Raw genomic sequence first — 21,893 nt, 5'->3', positions numbered from 1 at the left:
AAGATAATTAACTTCAATTATCGCACAATTCAGAACTTTTTCCAATGTTTTTATCTTACTAGAATAATTAAAGATGCTTTTTTAATACATCTTTTTGTAGTATGATGAAACACAAAAGGAATATTCATAGATTATTACAAGAAAGGGGAGAGGATGGATCGTGAAATTACGTAATTCATTAACTTTTCAACTTGGGACGATTATCGCTGGTATTTTAGTGGTGATGCTAGGGATTACTTCGTTCGCTACATACATAACTGCTTACAATAAACTTTATGATGCTGCTGGTGTTGAGGCCTATGGCTGTGCCAATATTACGACAGGTTTGATCAATCCGCAACAATTGAACAAGGCCATTCAAGGCGACAAGGCTGTACAGGAAAGCATTGGGAACGATTTGAACTGGACAACAGGTCATAAAGATATTTTCCAAACACAATATATTTTATCGTTGGATGGCACATTATTAGCGCTTGATGATCATTTGGCTGAAAAAGGTTATGCCCCTGGTGATCAATTTTATTTAGATAAAGAAGCTATTGATATGTTGCTTACACATAAGCATCCAACATACTCACAGCCTTATACTTATGCAGGGATGGACCGTTTATCTGGCTATGCCCCTATTTTTAAAGACCATGATTCCAGTAAAGAGATTATTGCTATTAGTGTCATCGACTTTGATGCCAATATCGTGAAGGAGCGAACATGGGATGTTGTACGAAATGGGATTTTAATTAGTATTTTCCCTATGCTAATTGCTTCTATCATCACAGGCTTTTTAATCCGTCGTAAAGTAAGACCGATTAGTGTGCTGATTCAGCAGGCGAAAGAAATTGCCAATGGTAATTTAGCTGTACCTGAAACAAAAATTAACAGTAAAGATGAAGTAGCGGATTTAGCCAATACATTAAATCGAATGACAGCTAATTTACAAAATATGATTATGACGATGCGATCCACTTCTAATACTTTAACGAATTACGCAGATGAAACCGCTTCCACCTTGAACGATATGAGCAATACCATTCAAGGTGTCGCCAATAATATCGAAGAGGTAACAAGTGCCGTGACGGCAGGGATGCACCATGCTGAAAATGCGACAGATGTTCTTACTTCTTTAGCGCAGGACCTTCAAAAGATTCAAAGCAATGCCAATAACAGTGCCGATAATGCTCGACAAACGATGGAATTAGCAACAGAGGGTGAGCGACTAGCAAAAGATATAAGCAATGATATGGCATTAATTCACAGCGGATCAGGTGAGGTACGACAAACAGTAGAAAACCTGGTTACATCTGCAACCAAAATTCAAACCATTACAACGTCTATTGCGAACATCGCATCACAAACAAATTTGCTAGCACTGAATGCTTCCATTGAAGCGGCTAGAGCAGGGGAGCATGGTAAAGGCTTTGCTATTGTTGCTGAGGAAGTACGGAAGCTTGCTGAGCAATCTAATCAAGAGGTATTGCAAGTTGAACAGCTTATTCAGGATATAATGAAGCATGTGCAGCAGGTCATGTCATCTACGAATGATAATACGCAATATATTGAAAAAGGAACAGAGACAGTGCGTCTAACAGCACAATCTTTAGGAAATATTTCGACAGCAGTGGCTGCAACAGTAGAAGAAATGATTACCATTTCTAATGCTATGACCGCTGAAAACCAAAAATCTACACGTATTGTGCAAATGATTCAACAATTAACAGAATCTATTCGTGATATAGAAGAAACGATGAATATGATTACTGTCGCAGCGCAGCAAACAACTGCAAGCATTGATGAGGTGGCACAAGGCTCTAATGAAACAAATCACATGGCACACACACTCGAACAGCATGTAAAGGCGTTTAAATTAAAAGAATAATAGAAAGATTAGGACATGTTGGCTTTTGCTTATACTACTTAAATGGTAAACTAGCAATAAGATTTTTCTTTTGCGAAGGTGAGGATTTTAATGGTGGTAAAACAAATGAACGAGCAAGTTCAACAAGTCAATGACTTATTTTTGAGTGGTCAAGTTAAGGAAAGTTATCAACTAGCTAAAGAAATATTGGGCAATGTTACAGCGGTCGAAGAAGAGGCCTATCAAGTCATTCAGCAGCATGTGGCCATGCTAGAGGCAAATGGGTATGCAAATATGCCTAAGCCTACTGACGACAAAGTAAAGCAAAATGGGGAACGAACAGATGGCTCGTATCCAGAACGAGATGTTCTCGCAGCTTATATAGGTAGTCAGGATGATGAGCAATTTGGTAAAGTGGTCGATGAATTATTAGCAGGACCTTTAGAAGCGCAGGCTAACGCCTATTATACAATGGCGGAATATTATGTCCTTGCAAAAGAACAGGATAAGGCATCCGTACAATATGCGGAGGCAATCAAATTGCAGCCCAATAAGGCATTGTATTGGGGAGCATTTGCACAGTTTTTAAATCGTCACGAAGGTAGCCCTTATTTGGCATTAAGACTGATTGAAGAAGCAATACTCCTAGATGGAATGAATCCTCGTTGGCACTATATTCAAGGTAATATATTTTTTCAGCTAGTAGCAGCGACAAAAAATTTAAGCTATTTACCTGCCTTGGAAGAAGCATGGGAGAAAGCTAAAAAACGTTGTACAGCTAAGCAGGTCACCTTGAAATTGGATTTGGAGAAGTCAAAAGATTTGTTAGCGCAATGGAAAAAGCAAATGCTCTAACAGGTAAAAAGACATGTAACTTTTAATAATTATTTCCTTTCAAGTATAATTATGCTATAGTGAAACCATAAACGGACGTATGAAGCTTATCGATGACATGAAAGAAGTGTTTTTTTGAGTTTATATGTAGCGTATGTATTGGTAGGACTTGCCATTGCCATGCCTGTAGGAGCTATTACAGTAGAAATGACAAAGCAAGGACTCAAAAATGGTTTTATGCACGGCTGGGCTGTTGGGCTTGGTGGTATGACCATTGATATTGTATTGGTTTTTGCTTTGTATATGGGACTAGCCTCCATCTTGGCTATGCCTATGATTCAACTCCCTATGTGGATTATTGGAGCGGGCTTTTTATTTTTGTTAGGCTATGATTCTATCAAGAACGCTGACCATGATATTACATTGGCAGGAGAAAAAGTAACCAAATCGTTTTTTGCCTCTTATTTTAACGGCTTACTAGTGGCCATTTCACCTGGTAATCTCGTTTTTTGGGTCAACGTATTTGGCGTGGTGCTAGCAAAATCTTATGGACAAGGGGAGTCAACGAGCTTTTTAATTATTGCTGCTGGTGTTTTAAGTGGAATTTTACTCCACGATATCGGTTTGCTGACCATTATCTCGGTTACTCGTAAAGCTATGAATCGGAAGATGATTAGGACATTTACAATTGTCGCAGGATTCTTATTGATTGGTTTTGCTTGTTATTTTATATATGAATTTATACAAGGAATTAAGATTTATATATGAAAAGTGCGATCCCTAAAGATCGCACTTTTTTTATTGCGCAATAGCCTCGGTATGCTCTTTTATACAAGCTAAAATTTCTTTTGCTACTTCATGCGCTAATGCTAGTTCTGAAGTAAAGCCAACACAAGAACAATTCATCTCACCTAAAATATAGCAATCCTCTCCGTCTTCATTGGTATCTAGCATAAAGTCAGCTGTCCAGATAAGCGGTAAATCATAATTACCTAGTAGGTTTGTTATTTGAGGGAGCTGCTTTAAAAAGTTTTGTACCAGCTCTTGCCAGTCTTCAGGCTTGTCATAGCGGTATTGAGCGCCAGAGAATAGAGTTGCGCTAAAGGCATCCTCGGTAGCAGCTGGTTTTTTATGTACGACATGTACGGGATGATCGCGCAACATGAATAAGCGAATTTCGCCTTCTGTAATCCTTGGAAGAAAGCGCATATCGATTAACATACCATTCGTCCCTGTAATATACTGCTCACAAAATGTCATAAAGTCGCCAAGCTGCCAATATTCTACATGATTATCTTTTGCTTCAGTACATTTGATTTGGGCATCAAGTGGTACTTCAGTGATACCCTCTGCTAGCGGTTCCACTAATTTTACACGCCAAATACCTTCTCCAGTTGAACCACGATTTTGCTTCAAAACACGCTCTGTTAAGGCTAAGGAAGTAGGGAATTGTTTTTTGAATGCTTCGATTGTGTAGTAGGCAAATGTATCATCAGGTACTAAATTTGTTGTCGTCAGTTTTGATAATACGTCTTTTGAACCATAGCTAATCATGGCGTCTGGATGTGGCATCCCTATAACGCCAGCTTGGCATAGCTCTCGTAGCATAGCAAAGTACTCTTCCTCATGCTGCAAGTTACCTGGGTTAATGCGAGATACATAAGCAACACCATATTCCTTCACGTAGTGAAAGATTTCCTGCTTTTTTGTGATATCAAAGAAGAGTACCTCTGCATCCTGTCCACGTTGCTGTAGTGCTTCTACCATTGGCATTGTATCTGGGCGATAGCCATCTGGTCCTTTATCTGTGCCGCCTTCCACCTCGAAAAAAATAACTTTTTTATCCATAAAATACCTCCTTCTATCTGTTATTATGTTCAGTATAGTAGACAAATAAGGAGAAAAGATAGATGAAATATGTAAATTTTATGTATAAATTCATATATTGCTATCTCGATAATAGGAGGTATTAACTATTAAAGTTCACAACTCTCTTAATTTTCTGTTCTTAAGGCTGCTTTTTCTGAAATACTGTGAGATATAAAATCATAAGAAGAATTAGCAATGTACCAATAAACTGATAGCCGCCAAAAGCAATTTTTAACCACCAAACACTTGTGATGACAGCCATTAATGGTTCAAGACTACCTAGTAGGCTTGACTCCTTTGGTGAAAGATAGTGCAAGCTAGCAATATAAAACCAAAAAGCGAGCATTGTCCCAAAAATAACAATAAATAAAAAATAGGCAATGGTTGAAAACGTCCAATCTGATAGATCGATAGCCCATGGTGGGTGAGCTATACTCATTACTATACCACCGATGATCATCGACCAGCCGACAACTAGTAATGAATGGAATTGCTGTAAAAGTGGGACGGCATAAATGGTATAAAATGCAACAGAAAGACCCGATAAGATACCCCACAACACAGCCATAAAAGGAACGGACAATGTTGAAAAAGAACCGTTTGTTAATAATAAAAAGGTCCCCACAAGTGTAAGTGACACAGCTATACCGTCCTGCTTTGTTAATGGACTTTGCCTCGTTAGAAAATAATAAGCCATGATAAACAGTGGTGCTAAATATTGCAATAATGTGGCTACAGCTGAATTACCAATAGCGATTGACATCATATAGGTATATTGGACAGCAAGCATACCGAGTAAGCTAAATAAAATTTGTCTAAAAGCATTTTGCTTTGTGCGCCATATGACGAAAATGGATTCATGCCGATGGGTCATTTTATAAATAGCAATTAGTAACAGACCTGCTAAAAGTAAACGACTAGAAACAAGCCAGCTGACCTCTAAATTGTCCTGCTGAAATAGTCGTTGGGCAACGGTCCCTCCGATTCCCCAGAAACTTGCTCCAAGAATAACTAGTAGAAAGCCCAGTGTACGTTTATTTTGAATAATTTGATTCATCTGTTTACATCTCCTAAACTATCAATATATGATGATTATAAAGTGATGAAATGGAAATAAATATCGATTTAATCCAATAAAATATCAATATATTGAGGTGTTGTAGATGCCGTTAACACATATCAAAATTGCCAAGGATTTACAAGAATTAACCTTGCACGGAACGAAGGAATTTCCAGTTGCCTTGTATGAAACAATTATGCGATTAGAAAGTATGGATTTTCTACCTCTCCATTGGCATAAAGAAATACAATTTGTTTTTATAAAAAATGGATGTGCACAGTATCGAGTGGGGACGGACGTTTTTGTATTGAAGCAAGGCGAGGGGCTCTTTATTAATGCCTCCGGCTTACATGAAGCGAAACCTTATCAAATTGAACAAGCGATCGTTTATTGTGTGAATGTAGATCCAAAGTTATTGGGAGGGCATGAGGGCAGTATTTTTTTCTCAAAATATGTAGAACCGTATATTACAAGTAATCGAATACCTTATGTCAAACTAGCAGGAGAGTTAGCACAGAAAATAGCAACGATTGCGGAATTAATGCGAGAGCAAACCGCTTTTTTTGAGTTAAAAGTACTGAGAGAGCTTCTATTTATTTGGGAATCCATGCTAACCCAATCCTTATTGACAGAACAAATAATGGATTCTGCCACTATTGTGCAGCATGAACGAGCAAAAGCTATGCTAGATTTTTTACACGCACATTATCAGGAGAAAATAGCATTAGAAGATTTAGCTAGTCATGTGTATATAAGTCGCGCTGAATGTAGTCGTTTTTTTAAGAAAATAGTGGGCATGACACCGTTTACCTATTTATGCCAATATCGATTGCGCAAAAGTATAGAATTATTGAAAGGTAATGAGCGATCTATAACAGAAATAGCTGTTGATACAGGCTTTAGTACTGTCAGTTATTATATTGAAAAGTTTAAAGAATACACTGGCTATCCGCCACATGTTTATCGTAAGAAGTTTTTAAGTGTGAAAAATAATTGAACGTGAATGGAATTAGGAACATCTTTTATTCTCAAATTCTATACAAGATTAACCATTTGGCATAAAGTAAAATTATTAGTAGAGAGGGGGCATTGTGAATGATGGTCTTAAAAAGTAAGCAAAATATTTGGCTAGCCTTATTATTAGTGGTATTAGCGAGTAACTATACACTCTATAATACAGGATTTGGCACATCCCTTTTACCTATCGAAACAAATGGTGTTGTCATGGGCTCATTAATTGACTGTATTGTGGTGGTGCCTGTGCTATTTATGCTTTATAAAGGTAAATTTTCATTAAAGCAAGCCATCCTATTAGCTGCAGCTGGCTGTATTGCTGCACGTTTTATCATTCCTATGGAACACCTTCAGCCTTATGTGGCAGTGACATGGGCTGGCTTTGCGATTGAAGGGTCTATTATTCTAGTAGAAATTATCCTAGTGGCAACACTTGTACGATACCTGCCAAAAATCCTAGGGGAAGTGCGGAGAAGCTCTTTACCAGATCTCTTTTCATTTTCAAAAGCTGTAGAAAAACATGCACCCAAGCATCCAGTTATTCAGATGATCTGTGCTGATTTATTAGTGCTTTATTATGGTTTCGCGAGTTGGAAAAGACAAGAACGACAAGGTTTATCTTTGCATAAAAATTCTAGCTATATCGCTTTTCAGCTCATGATTATTCATGGGATTGCTATTGAAACGATTGGTATTCACTGGTGGCTACATGAAAAGTCAATGATACTTTCCATTGTGTTGCTTGTTTTTAATATTTATTCAGTAATCTTCTTTCTTGCGGATATGCAGGCTATTCGCCTAAATCCTGTTTATGTCACAAATGATACATTGTACTTATCTCTGGGATTAATGAAACGTACTGAAATTCGTTTTGATCATATTGCTGAAATCATCGAAGACAAGGAGCGATTAGAGGGGAAATTATCAAAAGATACGATAGACTTCATAGCACGTGATTTTGGTGAGGCCTATCCGCACTTTATTTTGAAAATGAAAGAGCCTGTGGAAGTAACGTTTATGCTAGGGATCAAGAAGCACTATAGTCACATAGCCATTAAAGCAGACCAGGTTCAAGAATTTAGACAAATGCTTGCGCAAGGGATGGCAATGAGCCAACATCATTGAAATTATTGAATAGTGTCCTATATATAAATAGCTAATGTTTTGTGATAGAAACATTGGCTATTTTTTTATTGATTGACTTGAAGCAACACTCTCTGTATAAAAAGTCTTTACCTCCATAATATCTAGATCATCTTCCACTATTAAAATTTTCTCGTTCGCATATCCATCACCTTCCTATTTCAAATATACCAACTTTTGTTTAAGTTGGGAATTAGAAGATTTAGGACTCGCATAATTTTAGAATCCCTCATAACCTTTAGGTCAAAATAATCAAGAGAGTTTACTAAAAATAAATAAAGACTTCAATTTCCCATTAGAAAATGAAGTCTCTAAAAAATTAATCTAGGTGTGCGATAGCATTGAGTAGATCATCACGGATGGCCTCCCAAAATTGCTGTTGAACACTATCACTGTACGTATAAAGCTCTTTATGTTGAACATGGTCATAGATGGCAGCAATCGTTTCTTGATGAAAAGAGAGACGATGGTTTAATAGCTCTCGTTCTTCTTCAATACAAAATAGTTTATAAATATCGGATAAGCGTTCAAACTTTGCTAATTTCTGTGTCATCACTTCATATTGTGTTTGATGAAAACGCCCTACGGCAGAAGTCATGGAAATTTTTGCCCGATGCTCTGCTTGTAATGTCCGATACTCCTCTTGACGGATGGCCACACGATACCAAAATTCATAACGATTTGGTAATTCTTTTAGTTCATAGGTAAGTAATGATTTTAAAATTGAATGCACTTGTTCATATGTATCGATGATCTTCGCTGGTTCTTTAAAAATGCCAAACATACTACCACCCCCATGTAGTTTAATACTACGAGTGAAGATTAAAATCCTTTAAAATAATCATAATATTCAAAAGCGAGAACCTACTAATTATTGAAACCTTGACTCCGTAGTTACGTAAAGATTTACAGGGGGTGAGTCAATGTATGAGTATAAATTTGTACAAACACATTTAGGTAGCTTTTTTCAGGAAGCTACCTATCGGAAAACAATCGAAGAATACGCGAAGCAAGGTTGGCGTTTAGTGCAAGTATTGCCGATTGCTTATAATGGACATGGGAAACCAACAGACTATGAAATCATTTTTGAGAGATTACTATCATGACGATCAATGAACGCTAGATTCTTGCCATAAAGGGTGGGAGTTTAGCGTTTTCTTATTTTAATACAAAATTTGCTGTTTTTATTAACAAAAATAGTGTATTCAGAAAAATATAGAAATAGCATTTACAAAACAAAAATATATGTGTTAACTTAAATAGTGTTAATGGTTAACTTAAAAGAGGGGGAGGTTAACAATGCAACATTTTTGGGTTGTCGGTACAGATACGGATGTTGGAAAAACGATTGTCACTACCATGTTGATGTATCATTTACAAAAACAAGGCTTGAAAGTTTCACCATACAAGCCTGTGCAAACAGGAGAGGTCTACGAAAACGGTCGTGGCTATTATCATGATACAGCCATGTATGAAAAGTATTCCTTACAAAAGCTTCAACAAGAGCACCTCAATAGCTATTCATTTAGAGAAGCTGCATCGCCACATTTTGCTGCGCAACTGGAGGGGCAGCAAATTGATGTCAATGAGCTAATATTGCGGATTCAATTATTACAAGCGTCCTATGATGTTTTGATATGTGAGGGAGCGGGTGGACTTTTTGTTCCTTTTACTGCTCCCCATGGGAAGACGCTGCTTGATGTCATCGTCAGTAGCAAGCTGCCAGTAGTGCTTGTTACAAGGACATCCCTAGGGACGATCAATCACACATTATTAACAATAGAGGCATTGCGCGCTCGTCAAGTTGATGTTCTTGGCATAGTGTTTAACGGGGACACGGGCAGCAGTATGGAGCAAGATAATATACAAACGATTTTACAGTACCATTCCTTACCCTATGCGATTATTCCAAAGCTACAAAATTTGTCACAGTTAATGGATTTTGCTATGACGCACACCACACTGTTTGAAAGGCTTTTTAACTATGAAACAAGCATTAACTGATTTACAGCTAAGAGATTTACGTCATGTTTGGCATCCATGCTCACAAATGAAGGACTATGAAGCATTTCCACCCATCGTCATAAAAAAGGGACAAGGCGTGTGGCTTTATGACGAACATGATCAGCGTTATTTGGATGCTGTATCTTCTTGGTGGGTTAATTTATTTGGACATGCCAATCCGCGTATTAGCCAAGCTTTAAGTGAGCAAGCATTTACATTAGAGCATACGATCTTTGCTAATTTTACACATGAACCAGCCATACAGTTGGCTGAAAAATTAACAACACTCGCACCACAGGGATTACATAAAGTCTTTTTTGCCGATAATGGCTCATCTGCTATTGAAGTTGCATTGAAAATGAGCTTTCAATACCATATGCAGACAGGGAAACCAGCTAAAAAGCGCTTTCTCGCCTTGACGGATGCCTATCATGGAGAAACCATTGGTGCTTTATCCGTGGGAGGGGTAGGGCTTTACAATGAAGTTTACCAGCCTCTGTTATTAGATACTGTTCGTGCCAAAGGACCAGATTGCTTCCGCTGCCCATTTCAGGAAGATCCAGCAAGTTGTAATGCACCATGTAGTCAATTTGTCGAGGAACAACTTCAAGCTCATCATGAGGAAATTACGGCAGTTATTATTGAACCATTAATTCAGGCTGCAGCAGGTATGAAAATGTACCCGCCTGTCTATTTACAGCGCTTACGGGCATTGTGCTCACACTATGATGTGCACCTCATTGCAGATGAAATTGCAGTTGGTTTTGGTCGGACCGGTACATTGTTTGCCTGTGAACAGGCAGACATCATGCCAGATTTTATGTGTTTATCAAAGGGGCTAACAGGTGGTTATTTACCATTATCTGTTGTCTTAACGACGGAGCAAATCTATGACGCTTTTTATGATGATTACGGAACAATGAAGGCTTTTTTACATTCGCATAGCTATTCAGGCAATACATTGGCCTGTCGTGTGGCATTGGAAGTGTTAACGATGTTTCAAGAGGAACAAGTGATGGAGTTGATTCAGCACAAGGGACAATACATGCGAGCGTTAGCCATGGAAGCTTTTCGTGATATGCCCTATGTGGGTGAATACCGACAAGTTGGTTTAGTGGGAGCGATTGAACTAGTGAAGAACCGGTGGACAAAAGAAGCGTTCACCAATGAGGAGCGAATCGGCTATCAAATATATCAACGGGCTTTAACGAAAGGCTTACTCATCAGACCGCTCGGCAATGTTCTGTATTTTATGCCACCTTATATTATTTCTGAAGAGGAAATGTCCTTTATGATTCATACAACGAAAGAGACAATCGAACAATTTTTCAAGGAAAGGGGGGCTAAGATTGGGTAAGAGACATCAGACATTAGCGCTTGTCATGATTGCCATGTTCGCTGCTCTAACAGCAATCGGAACTTTTGTTAAAATTCCATTGCCTGTCGTACCGTTTACATTACAAATTGTTTTTGTATTTTTAGCAGGCTGTTTATTGGGTAGTCGGAATGGTTTTTATAGTCAACTTGTCTATATCGGCGTGGGCTTAGTAGGCTTACCTGTTTTTACACAGGGTGGTGGTATCACATATGTTTTACAGCCAACTTTTGGTTATCTGATTGGCTTTGCCCTAGCCGCCTATGTGATTGGGCTCATTATCGAAAGGATTGAGACGCCGACGAAAAAGCATTTTATTGCAGCAACAATTATTGGGCTAGTTATCATTTATGCTGTGGCTGTTCCGTATTTGTATGTAGCATTGAATTTTTGGTTAGACATGAAATCAAGCTGGTCACATGTGTTTGTTGTCGGCTTTTTAAGTAGTATTGTCGCTGATTTTTGCTTAGCTATTACATCAGCGCTATTAGCTGAGCGCTTGTATAAAGTATTTCAGTCTGCAAGAAATGTGAAATTTTCACACGTAGAGGGGGAGAATGTAATATGAATTATTACCAATTAGCACAAGAAGTAATTGCTGGGAAGATCATTAGCAATGAAGAGGCACTTGCCATATTAAATAGTGAGGATGATGAGCTATTACAGCTTATGGATGGTGCTTTTACGATTCGCCGTCATTATTATGGTAAAAAAGTTAAATTGAATATGATTATGAACGCCAAAAGCGGTTATTGCCCGGAGGATTGTGGCTATTGCTCCCAGTCCTCTAAATCAACGGCTCCTATTGAGAAATATCCATTTATTACAAAAGAGGAAATTTTAGCAGGTGCAAAACGAGCGTTTGACAATAAGATTGGGACGTATTGTATTGTAGCCAGTGGTCGTGGGCCAACACGTAAGGATGTCAATGTTGTGAGTGAGGCGGTTGCTGAAATAAAAGAAAAGTATGGCTTGAAGGTTTGTGCCTGTCTTGGCTTACTAAAAGAAGAACAGGCACAGCAACTAAAGGAAGCGGGGGTGGATCGTTACAATCATAATTTAAATACATCGGAACGTCATCATTCCTTCATCACGACCTCACATACATATGAGGATCGTGTCAATACGGTAGAGATCGTGAAAAAGCATGGAATTTCACCTTGCTCGGGTGCCATTATTGGGATGAAGGAAACAAAAGAGGATGTCGTCAATATTGCACGCGCCCTCCATCAATTGGACGCTGATTCTATTCCTGTAAACTTTTTAAATGCAATCGATGGCACAAAGCTAGAAGGGACAAAGGATTTAAATCCCCGCTATTGTTTAAAGGTTTTAGCTTTATTCCGCTATATCAATCCGACAAAGGAAATCCGTATTTCGGGTGGTCGTGAAATCAATTTAGGCTCACTTCAGCCACTCGGTCTCTATGCAGCTAATAGTATTTTTGTTGGGGATTATTTAACAACAGCTGGACAGGAAGCGAATAGCGATTATCGCATGCTGGAGGATTTGGGCTTCGAAATTGAATTAACACATAAGCAAGAAGAAGTATTTTGTTAAACTTATGACATGTAAATCTACTACTACAGCAAAAACCGTACTTTTGTACGGTTTTTTTGCTGTAGTGAAAAGGGACGGATAGGCTGTGAAATGTAGTGGATAAAAATTGAAAAGAGACGGATAGACCTGACATCACTGGCTGTGGATATACCTATAAAATCAAGGTTTTCACAAATTGTTCAATGAAAGCGTTTTGAAATTGAACAGTTTGTGAAGACCTTCACATAAAGCTTTCTTTTTGAAAAAATCAGCGTAAAATAAGAATCAAGTAAGGAATTGTTATAAAACAGTTGATAAGTCGTATCACAAATTTTGGTGGTTGTTATATTACAAAAATAATGAGTGAAGGGAGCTTTTCACATGTGGGTTATTACAGTTTTTGATAAAAAGGACGTTCGAATTTTTGAGTACGCGAGCAAAAATGAGGCAACAGAAGCTTTAGCAAAATTCAAGAAAAATGCCGTTTTAACGTATACAAAATAAGTTACTGATAAAGCAGCCCTCTACCGACAGAGGGCTGTTTTTTAATGTACAACAATGGAAACAGCACTATACATTAATAATAGTGCCATGATCATGTTAAATGGTTTTCGGTATTGCTGTAGTGCTTTTTGAAAAACGGAGCCACATAATGCCCAACTAAATGTACTGATTACCCCTACTAGCGCTAAAAAGAACGAGAAGAGTAGATAGCTTATGTAGGATGAGTAGTAGGGTAGGATGTAAGTTGCGACAACAGTAAGACCAAATAAAATACCTTTTGGGTTAATAAATTGAACGAACGCTCCTAAAAAAAATAGGTTTCGTTTTTCTTCTTCGTTGTCGTGATCCTCTAATTCTTTGCTTGTTAAAATTTTATAAGCCAGGTACAACATATAGCCTACACCAAATATGGTTAGGGGTAATTCAATGGCAGGTAAAATGTTTAACATGATCGTGTTAAAAAAGCTACTAAGACCAATAATGATGAAAAAACCAATCCCTACACCTAAACAGAATGGAATCGTTTTCGCTAAGCCATATTGTTTAGCAAAAACCATCGCCATAAAATTATTAGGGCCAGGTGTAAAGCTTGTAATGATGATAAATAATAAAAAGGAAAATACAGGCAAAACAATCCCTTCTTTCAAGTTGTATGATATAATGCACGAAATAGACTGTATAACGTCGATCTTTTTATTATACAAAACGTACGTTATATTGTACATATAAGGAGGGCTTTTGGATGGAAGAAATTCATCTCGTCTTTGCGAGAAATTTAAAGGCAATTCGAGAAAGGGAGAAATTAAGCTTAGAGAAGGTTTCTCAGCTTAGTGGCGTGAGTAAAACGATGATTGGTCAAATTGAGAGGGGAGAATCCAGTCCAACTTTGACAACGATTTGGAAAATTGCAAATGGATTAAAGGTTTCGTTTACAGAGCTTATTCATCCTCCCCAACCTGAGACGGAGGTTATTCGCGGTAAAGAAATTCAAGTATTGAAGGAAGATCATGGCCGATATATGGTGTATCCTCATTTCCCCTATCAAAAGGATAGTCGTTTTGAAATATATACAATTGAAATCAAAGAAAATGGAACGTTAGATGCTGAGGCTCATCGAGAAGGAACGGAGGAATATATAACCGTTTTTGATGGGGAATTAATCATCCATATACAGGGTCAGGATTATCGATTAACAAGTGGTGATGCCATACGATTTAAGGCTGACCGTCCACACACATATAGCAATCCAGGTAGTACAGTAACACGACTTAGTATGACTATTTACTATCCACATTAAAAAACGTATAAACGCTTTTCACAGCGTTTATACGTTTTCGTTTTATAAAATACTAGCTAAACGTTTAATTCCCTCACGGATGACTTCAGGTGTTGCATTTGTATAGTTAAGGCGCATTGTATTCACATTCGTTTTTGATGTGTAGAATGGATCGCCAGGCACGAAGGCTACCTTTTGTTCCATCGCTCTATTGAATACATCAAGGGCCGGTGTACCGTCCTTCATTGTTGCCCAAATGAACATGCCACCCTCAGGTCGTGTATATTCAACATGGGCAGGGAAAAACTCCTGCATCGCATCAAGCATCGCATCCGACTGATTTTTATATAAAGCAATAATTTTCTTTACATGTTCTGTATAATCATTACTTGCTAAATAATCGTAGATAACATATTGTGAAAAAATATTAGTATGAAGATCAGACGCTTGCTTCGCTGTTTCAATATGCTGCAAAAGCTCTTTGTTTTTTGTGATAATAAAGCCAAGACGCATGCCTGGTGTGACCGTTTTAGAGAAAGAACCTAGTAAAATACTATTTTCTAATTTACCAGCACCGATATATGGAAGTGGCTCCCCTTGGAAACGTAGCTCCCCGTATGGATCATCCTCAATTAAAGCAACATCATATTTTGCCACTATTTCGCAAATTTGCTCACGCTTTTCTTTCGAATATGTGAGTCCTGTTGGGTTTTGGAAGTTCGGCACCGTATAAATGAATTTTACATTTGGTTGTTGTAGAGCACGCTCTAACTCTTCTAAGTTAAGACCATCATTTTCTAGCGTAACACCATGGAAAGTTGGCTCTGTTAAAGTAAAGGCTTGAATAGCCCCTAGGTAACCTGGCTCTTCGATGATAATGCCATCGCCTTTATTGATAAGTACTTTACCAATTAGTTCAAGCGCTTGCTGTGAACCTGTAGTAATAAAGACATCGTCAGCATGTACATCAAGTCCATGGAGACGTTGATATTTCGCGGCAATATATTCACGCAATGGTGCATAACCCTGTGTGGATGAATATTGGAATAATCGGCTGCCATTTACTGTAATAGCATGGTCTACGGATGCTCTCAATGCATCAATCGGGAAAGAAATCGGGTTTGGAAGCCCGCCTGCAAAGGAAATAACGTCCTCTGCATCTGTCACTTTTAAAATATTTCGAATAAATGAGGATGGTGTTTTTAAGATTCTTTCAGAATATTGCATAATTATCGGTCCTTTTTTTCTGATTTTTTAAAAATTATATCATTGTCATCGTGTGCATACAATATTATCATTGTATGCAAGACAATTAAACTATTGTATGCAAATTAAGAGAAAGAAGGGCCTAGTGAATGCCTATTAATTCATTTGACGAGTATCCAATGAGTTGGAAGCCGGATATTAGCAATATTTCTGCTCCGTTATATATAGCCATCGCACATCAGCTAGAACAAGATATTAAGGATGGAAAGCTAGTACCAGGCACAAAATTGCCACCCCAGCGTGAATTAGCTGATTTTTTAGATGTGAATTTGAGTACGATTACAAGAGCCTTTAAGCTTTGTGGCCAAAAAGGATTAATTTATGCCTCGATTGGCAGCGGTACATTCGTTTCAACAGATGCGGCTAGCAATAAAATGTTACTGCCAACCAACCATGCCACACCTATCATTGAAATGGGCTCTGTTTTACCAGATAATTTTGTTAATGATGATATTACACGCTTTATGAAGAAAATGATAAACGAACCTAGTTTTAGCATGCTATTTCAATATGGACGACCTGAGGGCAATGCATGGCAAAACGAAGCCGTGATGAAGCTACTCGAACTAGTAAATTTTCAAACAGACCAGCCTATTCTTCTAGGAGCAGGCGGACAAAATGCCATTGTGGGAACCCTTGCAGCTTTATTTCAGCCAGGCGACCGCATTGGTACAGATCCAATTACCTATGCAGGCATTAAAACAGCTGCAAATATGCTTGGTATCCAGCTTGTGGCTATCCAACAATGTCAGGGTGAAATGACAAAAGAAGGATTACTATATGCTTGTAAAAATGAGCATATCAAAGGAATCTATGTGATCCCTGATTTTCATAACCCAACGACTCATACGATGTCAGTAGAAACAAGAAAAATGATTGCAGACGTGGCAAGACAGAAGGATTTGCTTGTGATCGAGGATGCTATCTATAGCTTTCTCAAGGAGCAACCGCTTGCTCCGATTGCTTCTTATGCACCTGATAAGGTTATTTACATTGCTAGCCTATCTAAAACACTATCACCTGGTTTACGATTATCCTTCCTTGTGACACCGCCTGCGCTACGTAAAAAAATAATGGAAACACTCTATAATATCAACATTTCTGTTTCTCCTATCATGCTGGAGCTTGCAGCACGATTAATCCATGAAGGTGTTGCCCAAACGATATTAGAAAAACACCGAGCATATGCCAAGCAGCAAAATGCGCTTGTCGATCAGTATTTAGGGGATTATCACATATTAGGGGATGAGGAATGTATTTTTAGGTGGCTCCAATTGCCTGACAAATTTACGGGTGTTCAATTTGAATTGTTAGCTTCGAAAGCTGGTGTACAAGTCTATGCAGCGGAACGCTTTGCCGTAGGGAATACAAAGCCTGTCAATGCCGTTCGTTTAGCCATTGCAGCGCCAGAATCTCAACTTGAGCAAGCGTTAATTATTTTAAAGGACCTCCTCGAAAGTAATGGTGATTATGCATTTGTTGATTAGAGGTTATGGGGCGTATAATAAGGCTAAGAAAGAAACGAGGTGATGAACATGGCACATAAAGGGCGTGTTATTTTGCATGTGGATATGAACAGTTTCTATGCTTCTGTGGAGCAAGCACATGACCCAAGTTTAAAGGGGAAGCCTATCGCAATTGCAGGGAACCCAAAGGAACGGCGTGGCATTTTAGTAACTTGTTCATATGAAGCAAGAGCGCTAGGCATTTATACAACTATGACTGTTCATGAAGCAAAGCGTAAATGTCCTGAGCTATTGTTATTACCTCCAGATTTTCAAAAGTATCGTCATGCATCTAAAGAAATGTTCACCATTCTTCGAAGCTATACACCATTAGTAGAGCCTGTTTCGATTGATGAGGGCTACTTGGATGTGACTGAGCTAAGCAAGGAACGGCATGCCTTAAGTATTGCCCAGGAAATACAAGCGCGCATTTTAGCTGAGCTGGATTTACCTTGTTCCATCGGTATTGCACCGAATAAATTTTTAGCGAAAACAGCCTCTGATATGAAGAAACCAATGGGGATTACCGTACTACGAATACGGGATATTGAACAGCAATTATGGCATCGTGAGGTTGTCAACATGCATGGGATTGGAGCAAGTACTGCTAAAAAATTAAATGCACAAGGCATCTTTACAATAGGTGATTTAGCTAAGACAGAAGAATTTAAAATGAAGCAAATTTTAGGGAAGAATGGGGTACGGCTTCGAGCAAGGGCCAATGGGGTGGATCAGCGCATGGTCGATCCTGAGGCAATCTTTGATACGAAAAGCGTTGGGAATTCAACAACATTACCAGAAGATGTAACAGATGTTCGTACACTTCATAAAACAATCGAAGGTCTATGTAAAAAAGTGGTGGAGCGTCTTGATGCCAAGCGCTTAGCAGGTTCCACTGTAAGCATTCAAATTCGTGACGCTGATTGGCATAATCATACGCGTTCGAAAACAATGTCCAATGTCCTGTATCGTTATGAAGAAATTTACGACATTGCTTGTACTTTATTTGATAAGCATTGGGATGAATCTCCTGTAAGATTACTTGGTGTAACGGTTTCCAATGTGGTGGATCGTAAAGATTATTCACAGCAATTATCGATATTTGATTTTCAAGAGCATGCGAAAGATGAACCGATTCTCAAGCTTGTCGATGAAATTGAGGGACGGTTTGGCAAGGGGATTATAAAACGTGGTGTAGATTTAGGAAAACGTTCCTCCTATCAATCACAAACGAGCTTTAGTAAAGATTTTTTAGATGACCATGAATGAGATAGAATGAAAGTAGGTGTATCTATGCAATACAAGGAGTATGGGGATGCTAACAATCCTTTCATGATGTTTATTCATGGAGGGGGCGTTGGAGGGTGGATGTGGGATCAGCAAGTTCACCATTTTTCCCATTATCACTGTGTTATACCTGAGCTAATGACACACAATCCATTTTCCATTGAACAAAGTGCGAAAGAGCTTCTTCTCCTTATTGAGAAAAAAGCCAATGGGAAGCCTGTTATAGTAATTGGTTTCTCTTTAGGAGCGCAAATCGCTATTCAAATGCTAAGTCTACAGCCTAGTTTAATCGATTTTACGATCATCAATAGTGCGCTCGTGATACCCTCTCCTACAGTAGAAAGGATGCTTCAACCGTTTATTCGGCTGTCATTTCCGCTTATAAAAAATAAAACATTTGCGAAACTTCAAGCAAAAGCCCTGTACATTCAAGAAGATTATTTTGAGCGTTACTATCAAGAGAGTGCCACGATGAAAGTAGATACATTGATTCAAATTTTGCGAGAAAATATGTCGTTTTCCATCCCAGCTGACTTTAACAAAGCTCAGGGAAAGATCCTAATAACTGTGGGAGAAAAAGAGAAAAGCAACATGAGAAAATCCGCTAAAGCACTTGTGCGAAGTCATCCAAATAGCAAGGGTGTGTTATTGAAGAACATCGGTCACGGCGTCTCATTAGCCCAGCCTGCATTTTTTAATCGCTTTGTAGAGAATTGGATTAAGGATGGTCAATTACCTGAGGGGACAGTTATTCGGTAGGGAAACCCCATTACGAATCGTCATCCATAATGGAGTTGATGTATGGATCATTGAAAATAGTGAGGATATAAATCTTTATGCTGCAATATCCATTCCTTCATCTCTATCATCATTTCCTCGTAGCTAGGGACAATAAATGAAAAGTCATTTCTTGTATTTATTAATGTTTTATTGACATGGACAAGGTGATGAGGAAGAATTTTTATACTGTTGTTAAGAAAGTGCTTATTAAATAGATGCAGTAGATCGTGTTTAGAAATATTTGTCGTATTGACGAGATGATAGAGTCCTGTTAAATCTTGTTGTGCAGCACGTTCAATGGCTTTAGCCAAAGTAAGTGTTGTCACTCCCGTCCAAATAGCACCCGAATAGCCATAGACGGGACTTTTTTGTTGCATAAACCAATTGAAGAGTCCGATGCCATCCTTTTTCAAATCAGGACCAATTATAGAATTACGAAATGTTAGGTGCTTGTCGTTATTCACTTCCCCTATACCTTTGGTGCGGTCATAAAAGGTTTCCCCGTCTAGTACACTATTTTCATTGTAGGGAGCACTTTTGCCTGAAAATACGCAGTCGGTACTTAGATGAATAAGCTTTGTGTGACGATTTTCAAGGAGAGATACAATGGCATGCGGTAAATAGCTATTCAGTAAAACACTTTGGGCAGGATGAGCCTCACAAGCATTGTTTAAAACACCAATACAATTAATGACGACATCTACCTCATTGTCTAGTAGTAGCGACCTTAAGAAATGGGAGTCTGTCACATCACCTGTTCGATTATTGCCATAGGGAAAAGGGGTGCGAGAGTATGTTGTTACATCATGCCCTTGTTCGCATAAATAGATCGCAATGGTATGACCAGCCATGCCTGTAGCACCGAGCACTAAAAATTTCATGGTTTTCCTCCTGTCCAATGAAGGAGCTCTTCTTGTATAAGAGGCAATGTTAATAGCTTTACTTTAATGTCAGCCACACTTAATTGTGGGGTATTGTTCGAGTTATATTCATCCGTTAATGTAATTTTTGGAGAGCCCTCATCGAGATATTTTCCATAATTTAAATCCCGATTATCCGCTGGGATTCGATAGAAATGGCCCATATCAATAGCTTTTGCCGCTTCTTCCTTCGTACATAATACTTCATACATTTTTTCTCCGTGCCGTGTTCCGATAATTTGCATGGCGTTGTTCGCTTGAAAGATCTCAAGTAAAGCCTGTGCTAAATTTTCTATTGTGGCAGCAGGTGATTTTTGCACCATAATATCCCCGTTTTGAGCATGTTTGAATGCGTACAATACCAATTCTACCGCCTCCTCAAGGCTCATCATAAAACGTGTCATATGAGGGTCCGTAATCGTTAAAGGTTTCCCAGCCTTTATTTGTTCAATAAATAATGGGATAACAGAGCCTCGTGAAGCCATGACATTGCCGTATCTAGTGCCACAAATTAGGGTATGGTGAGGATCAACCATTCGTGACTTCGCAATAAACGTTTTTTCCATCATTGCCTTGGATATACCCATCGCATTGATGGGGTACGCGGCCTTATCTGTTGAAAGGCAAATGACTTTCTTAACACCAGCTTGAATGGCAGCTGTTAGTACGTGATCCGTTCCTAAAATATTGGTTTTCACAGCTTCTAAGGGAAAAAATTCGCAGGAGGGAACTTGCTTGAGAGCGGCGGCATGAAATACATAGTCAACATTATACATCGCATTGTGAATGCTTTGGATATCGCGGACATCTCCGATATAAAATTTGATTTTAGTATGCTGATAGTGTTTCCGCATATCATCTTGCTTTTTTTCATCCCTTGAAAAAATCCGAATTTCCTTGATATCCGTATTTAAGAATCGCTTCAATACAGCGTTCCCGAAAGAGCCCGTGCCTCCAGTAATCAATAATATTTTATCTGTAAACATTGTATAGTTCGTTACACCTCCTGCATGCTATTATTTTAATCCTCTTTGATGTAGGTCACATTCAGAGTTCTCTCTAGGGTAGTTGTACCAATAAGCAAATTCGTTAGTATATTTACTTGTCGGATTTTTATCCATCAGGGCGCAATTAAAATCCCAATCTCCTGCAATATCTTTGCGTATCGTAAATTTCGCATCTCCAATTAAACTTCTCCTGATGATCTTAAATTGCCCAGGTAAGGAATAGCGGTTGGATTCATCTTTAATAAAAGCAAAGCCATTCTTAATAATCATGTTGTAATAGTAAATATCAAATGTGCCATCCACTTGTGCAAGTACATTGCGAATAGCAGGTAAATAGTGGTCATCACTATCGATGATGGCTATATAATCTCCTGTCGCTTCTGCAATGCATCGATTGTAGGCAACACTTGCACCTAAATTCGTTGGGTGCACGATGATTTTTAAAGCCGCACAGTTTTTCTGATAATCCTGTAAAATAGCTAGCGTATTGTCTGTAGAGCCATCATCCACCACGATAATTTCATAGGCATATTCTTTAGGAATACTATCAAGCATCGTTACGATCCATTCTTCGCTATTAAATGCAGGTGATAAAAAACTAATCTTCATCTGATCCCTCCATTTCTATGTTCATTAGTAGAGTTGTTCTATGTGACTG

General features: G+C 38.5%; 23 protein-coding genes. 15 read left to right on the top strand and 8 right to left on the bottom strand.

Annotated features, from left to right (window positions below):
- Window positions 1-160: 160 nt before the first annotated feature.
- The 3 genes from RCJ95_RS00400 (at window position 161) to RCJ95_RS00390 (ending at window position 3,454) form a co-directional block, all read left to right on the top strand.
- Entirely contained in the window at window positions 161-1,873 is a 1,713-nt protein-coding gene (locus RCJ95_RS00400; RefSeq protein WP_446721778.1) for a methyl-accepting chemotaxis protein, read from the top strand.
- 105 nt (window positions 1,874-1,978) lie between these two features.
- Complete coding sequence (locus tag RCJ95_RS00395; RefSeq protein WP_446721777.1) at window positions 1,979-2,707, top strand: tetratricopeptide repeat protein; 729 nt, start codon at window positions 1,979-1,981, stop codon at window positions 2,705-2,707.
- 114 nt (window positions 2,708-2,821) lie between these two features.
- A complete protein-coding gene (locus tag RCJ95_RS00390; protein ID WP_004231229.1) occupies window positions 2,822-3,454 on the top strand; it encodes a LysE family translocator in 633 nt (210 codons plus the stop codon).
- Between the two features lie 30 nt (window positions 3,455-3,484).
- On the opposite strand, the gene RCJ95_RS00385 is transcribed toward RCJ95_RS00390, so the two are convergent.
- Entirely contained in the window at window positions 3,485-4,534 is a 1,050-nt protein-coding gene (locus RCJ95_RS00385; RefSeq protein WP_446721776.1) for a Cj0069 family protein, read from the bottom strand.
- 160 nt (window positions 4,535-4,694) lie between these two features.
- Window positions 4,695-5,612 (bottom strand): DMT family transporter, encoded by a 918-nt coding sequence (locus tag RCJ95_RS00380; protein WP_312129067.1) that lies wholly within the window; start codon window positions 5,610-5,612, stop codon window positions 4,695-4,697.
- A 106-nt stretch (window positions 5,613-5,718) separates the two neighbouring features.
- On the opposite strand from RCJ95_RS00380, the gene RCJ95_RS00375 reads away from it, so the two are divergent.
- Window positions 5,719-6,612: an AraC family transcriptional regulator gene (locus RCJ95_RS00375; RefSeq protein ID WP_337976982.1), complete on the top strand. Its 894-nt coding sequence runs from the start codon at window positions 5,719-5,721 to the stop codon at window positions 6,610-6,612.
- Between the two features lie 98 nt (window positions 6,613-6,710).
- Window positions 6,711-7,754, top strand: a complete 1,044-nt coding sequence (locus RCJ95_RS00370) for a beta-carotene 15,15'-monooxygenase (protein WP_337976983.1) — start codon at window positions 6,711-6,713, stop codon at window positions 7,752-7,754.
- Window positions 7,755-8,091: 337 nt separating this feature from the next.
- Here RCJ95_RS00370 and RCJ95_RS00365 read toward each other — a convergent pair whose 3' ends face one another.
- Complete coding sequence (locus RCJ95_RS00365; RefSeq protein WP_221680193.1) at window positions 8,092-8,556, bottom strand: hypothetical protein; 465 nt, start codon at window positions 8,554-8,556, stop codon at window positions 8,092-8,094.
- 139 nt (window positions 8,557-8,695) lie between these two features.
- On the opposite strand from RCJ95_RS00365, the gene RCJ95_RS00360 reads away from it, so the two are divergent.
- From RCJ95_RS00360 to RCJ95_RS00335, 6 genes are all read left to right on the top strand, one after another.
- Window positions 8,696-8,878 carry a DUF4177 domain-containing protein gene (locus RCJ95_RS00360; protein WP_221680194.1) on the top strand — a complete coding sequence of 61 codons (183 nt, stop codon included), beginning with the start codon at window positions 8,696-8,698 and terminating at the stop codon, window positions 8,876-8,878.
- Between the two features lie 193 nt (window positions 8,879-9,071).
- The gene (gene bioD, locus RCJ95_RS00355) at window positions 9,072-9,776 is read left to right on the top strand and encodes a dethiobiotin synthase (protein WP_337976984.1); all 705 of its coding nucleotides are present in this window, start codon (window positions 9,072-9,074) and stop codon (window positions 9,774-9,776) included.
- Window positions 9,757-11,133: an adenosylmethionine--8-amino-7-oxononanoate transaminase gene (gene bioA / locus RCJ95_RS00350; protein ID WP_337976985.1), complete on the top strand. Its 1,377-nt coding sequence runs from the start codon at window positions 9,757-9,759 to the stop codon at window positions 11,131-11,133. Before bioD ends, bioA begins: the two co-directional genes overlap by 20 nt.
- Entirely contained in the window at window positions 11,126-11,719 is a 594-nt protein-coding gene (locus RCJ95_RS00345) for a biotin transporter BioY (RefSeq protein ID WP_274769522.1), read from the top strand. The genes bioA and RCJ95_RS00345 overlap by 8 nt, the downstream gene beginning before the upstream one ends.
- Window positions 11,716-12,711, top strand: a complete 996-nt coding sequence (gene bioB / locus RCJ95_RS00340) for a biotin synthase BioB (RefSeq protein ID WP_048392330.1) — start codon at window positions 11,716-11,718, stop codon at window positions 12,709-12,711. The genes RCJ95_RS00345 and bioB overlap by 4 nt, the downstream gene beginning before the upstream one ends.
- Window positions 12,712-13,071: 360 nt before the next feature.
- Window positions 13,072-13,194 carry a hypothetical protein gene (locus RCJ95_RS00335; protein ID WP_004231260.1) on the top strand — a complete coding sequence of 41 codons (123 nt, stop codon included), beginning with the start codon at window positions 13,072-13,074 and terminating at the stop codon, window positions 13,192-13,194.
- Window positions 13,195-13,235: 41 nt separating this feature from the next.
- Here RCJ95_RS00335 and RCJ95_RS00330 read toward each other — a convergent pair whose 3' ends face one another.
- Window positions 13,236-13,823 carry a LysE family transporter gene (locus tag RCJ95_RS00330; protein ID WP_066036232.1) on the bottom strand — a complete coding sequence of 196 codons (588 nt, stop codon included), beginning with the start codon at window positions 13,821-13,823 and terminating at the stop codon, window positions 13,236-13,238.
- A 113-nt stretch (window positions 13,824-13,936) separates the two neighbouring features.
- On the opposite strand from RCJ95_RS00330, the gene RCJ95_RS00325 reads away from it, so the two are divergent.
- Window positions 13,937-14,491 (top strand): helix-turn-helix domain-containing protein, encoded by a 555-nt coding sequence (locus RCJ95_RS00325; RefSeq protein ID WP_054549190.1) that lies wholly within the window; start codon window positions 13,937-13,939, stop codon window positions 14,489-14,491.
- A gap of 42 nt (window positions 14,492-14,533) precedes the next feature.
- Here RCJ95_RS00325 and RCJ95_RS00320 read toward each other — a convergent pair whose 3' ends face one another.
- The gene (locus tag RCJ95_RS00320; protein ID WP_313149869.1) at window positions 14,534-15,697 is read right to left on the bottom strand and encodes an aminotransferase-like domain-containing protein; all 1,164 of its coding nucleotides are present in this window, start codon (window positions 15,695-15,697) and stop codon (window positions 14,534-14,536) included.
- Between the two features lie 128 nt (window positions 15,698-15,825).
- Here RCJ95_RS00320 and RCJ95_RS00315 point away from each other — a divergent pair, with 128 nt between their 5' ends.
- From RCJ95_RS00315 to RCJ95_RS00305, 3 genes are read left to right on the top strand one after another with little or no spacing between them, the layout of a single operon-like run.
- A complete protein-coding gene (locus RCJ95_RS00315; RefSeq protein WP_004231269.1) occupies window positions 15,826-17,223 on the top strand; it encodes an aminotransferase-like domain-containing protein in 1,398 nt (465 codons plus the stop codon).
- A gap of 48 nt (window positions 17,224-17,271) precedes the next feature.
- Window positions 17,272-18,510, top strand: coding sequence for a DNA polymerase IV (locus RCJ95_RS00310; protein ID WP_004231271.1), 1,239 nt, complete (start codon window positions 17,272-17,274; stop codon window positions 18,508-18,510).
- Window positions 18,511-18,534: 24 nt separating this feature from the next.
- Window positions 18,535-19,287, top strand: a complete 753-nt coding sequence (locus RCJ95_RS00305) for an alpha/beta fold hydrolase (protein ID WP_112118346.1) — start codon at window positions 18,535-18,537, stop codon at window positions 19,285-19,287.
- A 47-nt stretch (window positions 19,288-19,334) separates the two neighbouring features.
- Here RCJ95_RS00305 and RCJ95_RS00300 read toward each other — a convergent pair whose 3' ends face one another.
- The 3 genes from RCJ95_RS00300 to RCJ95_RS00290 are packed head-to-tail and all read right to left on the bottom strand — an operon-like array spanning window position 19,335 to window position 21,844.
- Window positions 19,335-20,189 (bottom strand): SDR family oxidoreductase, encoded by an 855-nt coding sequence (locus tag RCJ95_RS00300; protein ID WP_446721775.1) that lies wholly within the window; start codon window positions 20,187-20,189, stop codon window positions 19,335-19,337.
- Complete coding sequence (locus RCJ95_RS00295; RefSeq protein ID WP_446721774.1) at window positions 20,186-21,214, bottom strand: polysaccharide biosynthesis protein; 1,029 nt, start codon at window positions 21,212-21,214, stop codon at window positions 20,186-20,188. The genes RCJ95_RS00300 and RCJ95_RS00295 overlap by 4 nt, the downstream gene beginning before the upstream one ends.
- Window positions 21,215-21,244: 30 nt before the next feature.
- On the bottom strand, window positions 21,245-21,844 hold the full coding sequence (locus RCJ95_RS00290; RefSeq protein ID WP_016993848.1) for a glycosyltransferase family 2 protein: 600 nt from the start codon (window positions 21,842-21,844) through the stop codon (window positions 21,245-21,247).
- Between the last annotated feature and the right edge of the window lie 49 nt (window positions 21,845-21,893).

The sequence above is a fragment of the Lysinibacillus sp. BSL11 genome, assembly GCF_052928325.1.
The sequence above is the reverse complement of the archived record's forward strand: the minus strand, read 5'-3'. Positions and strand labels throughout refer to the sequence as shown.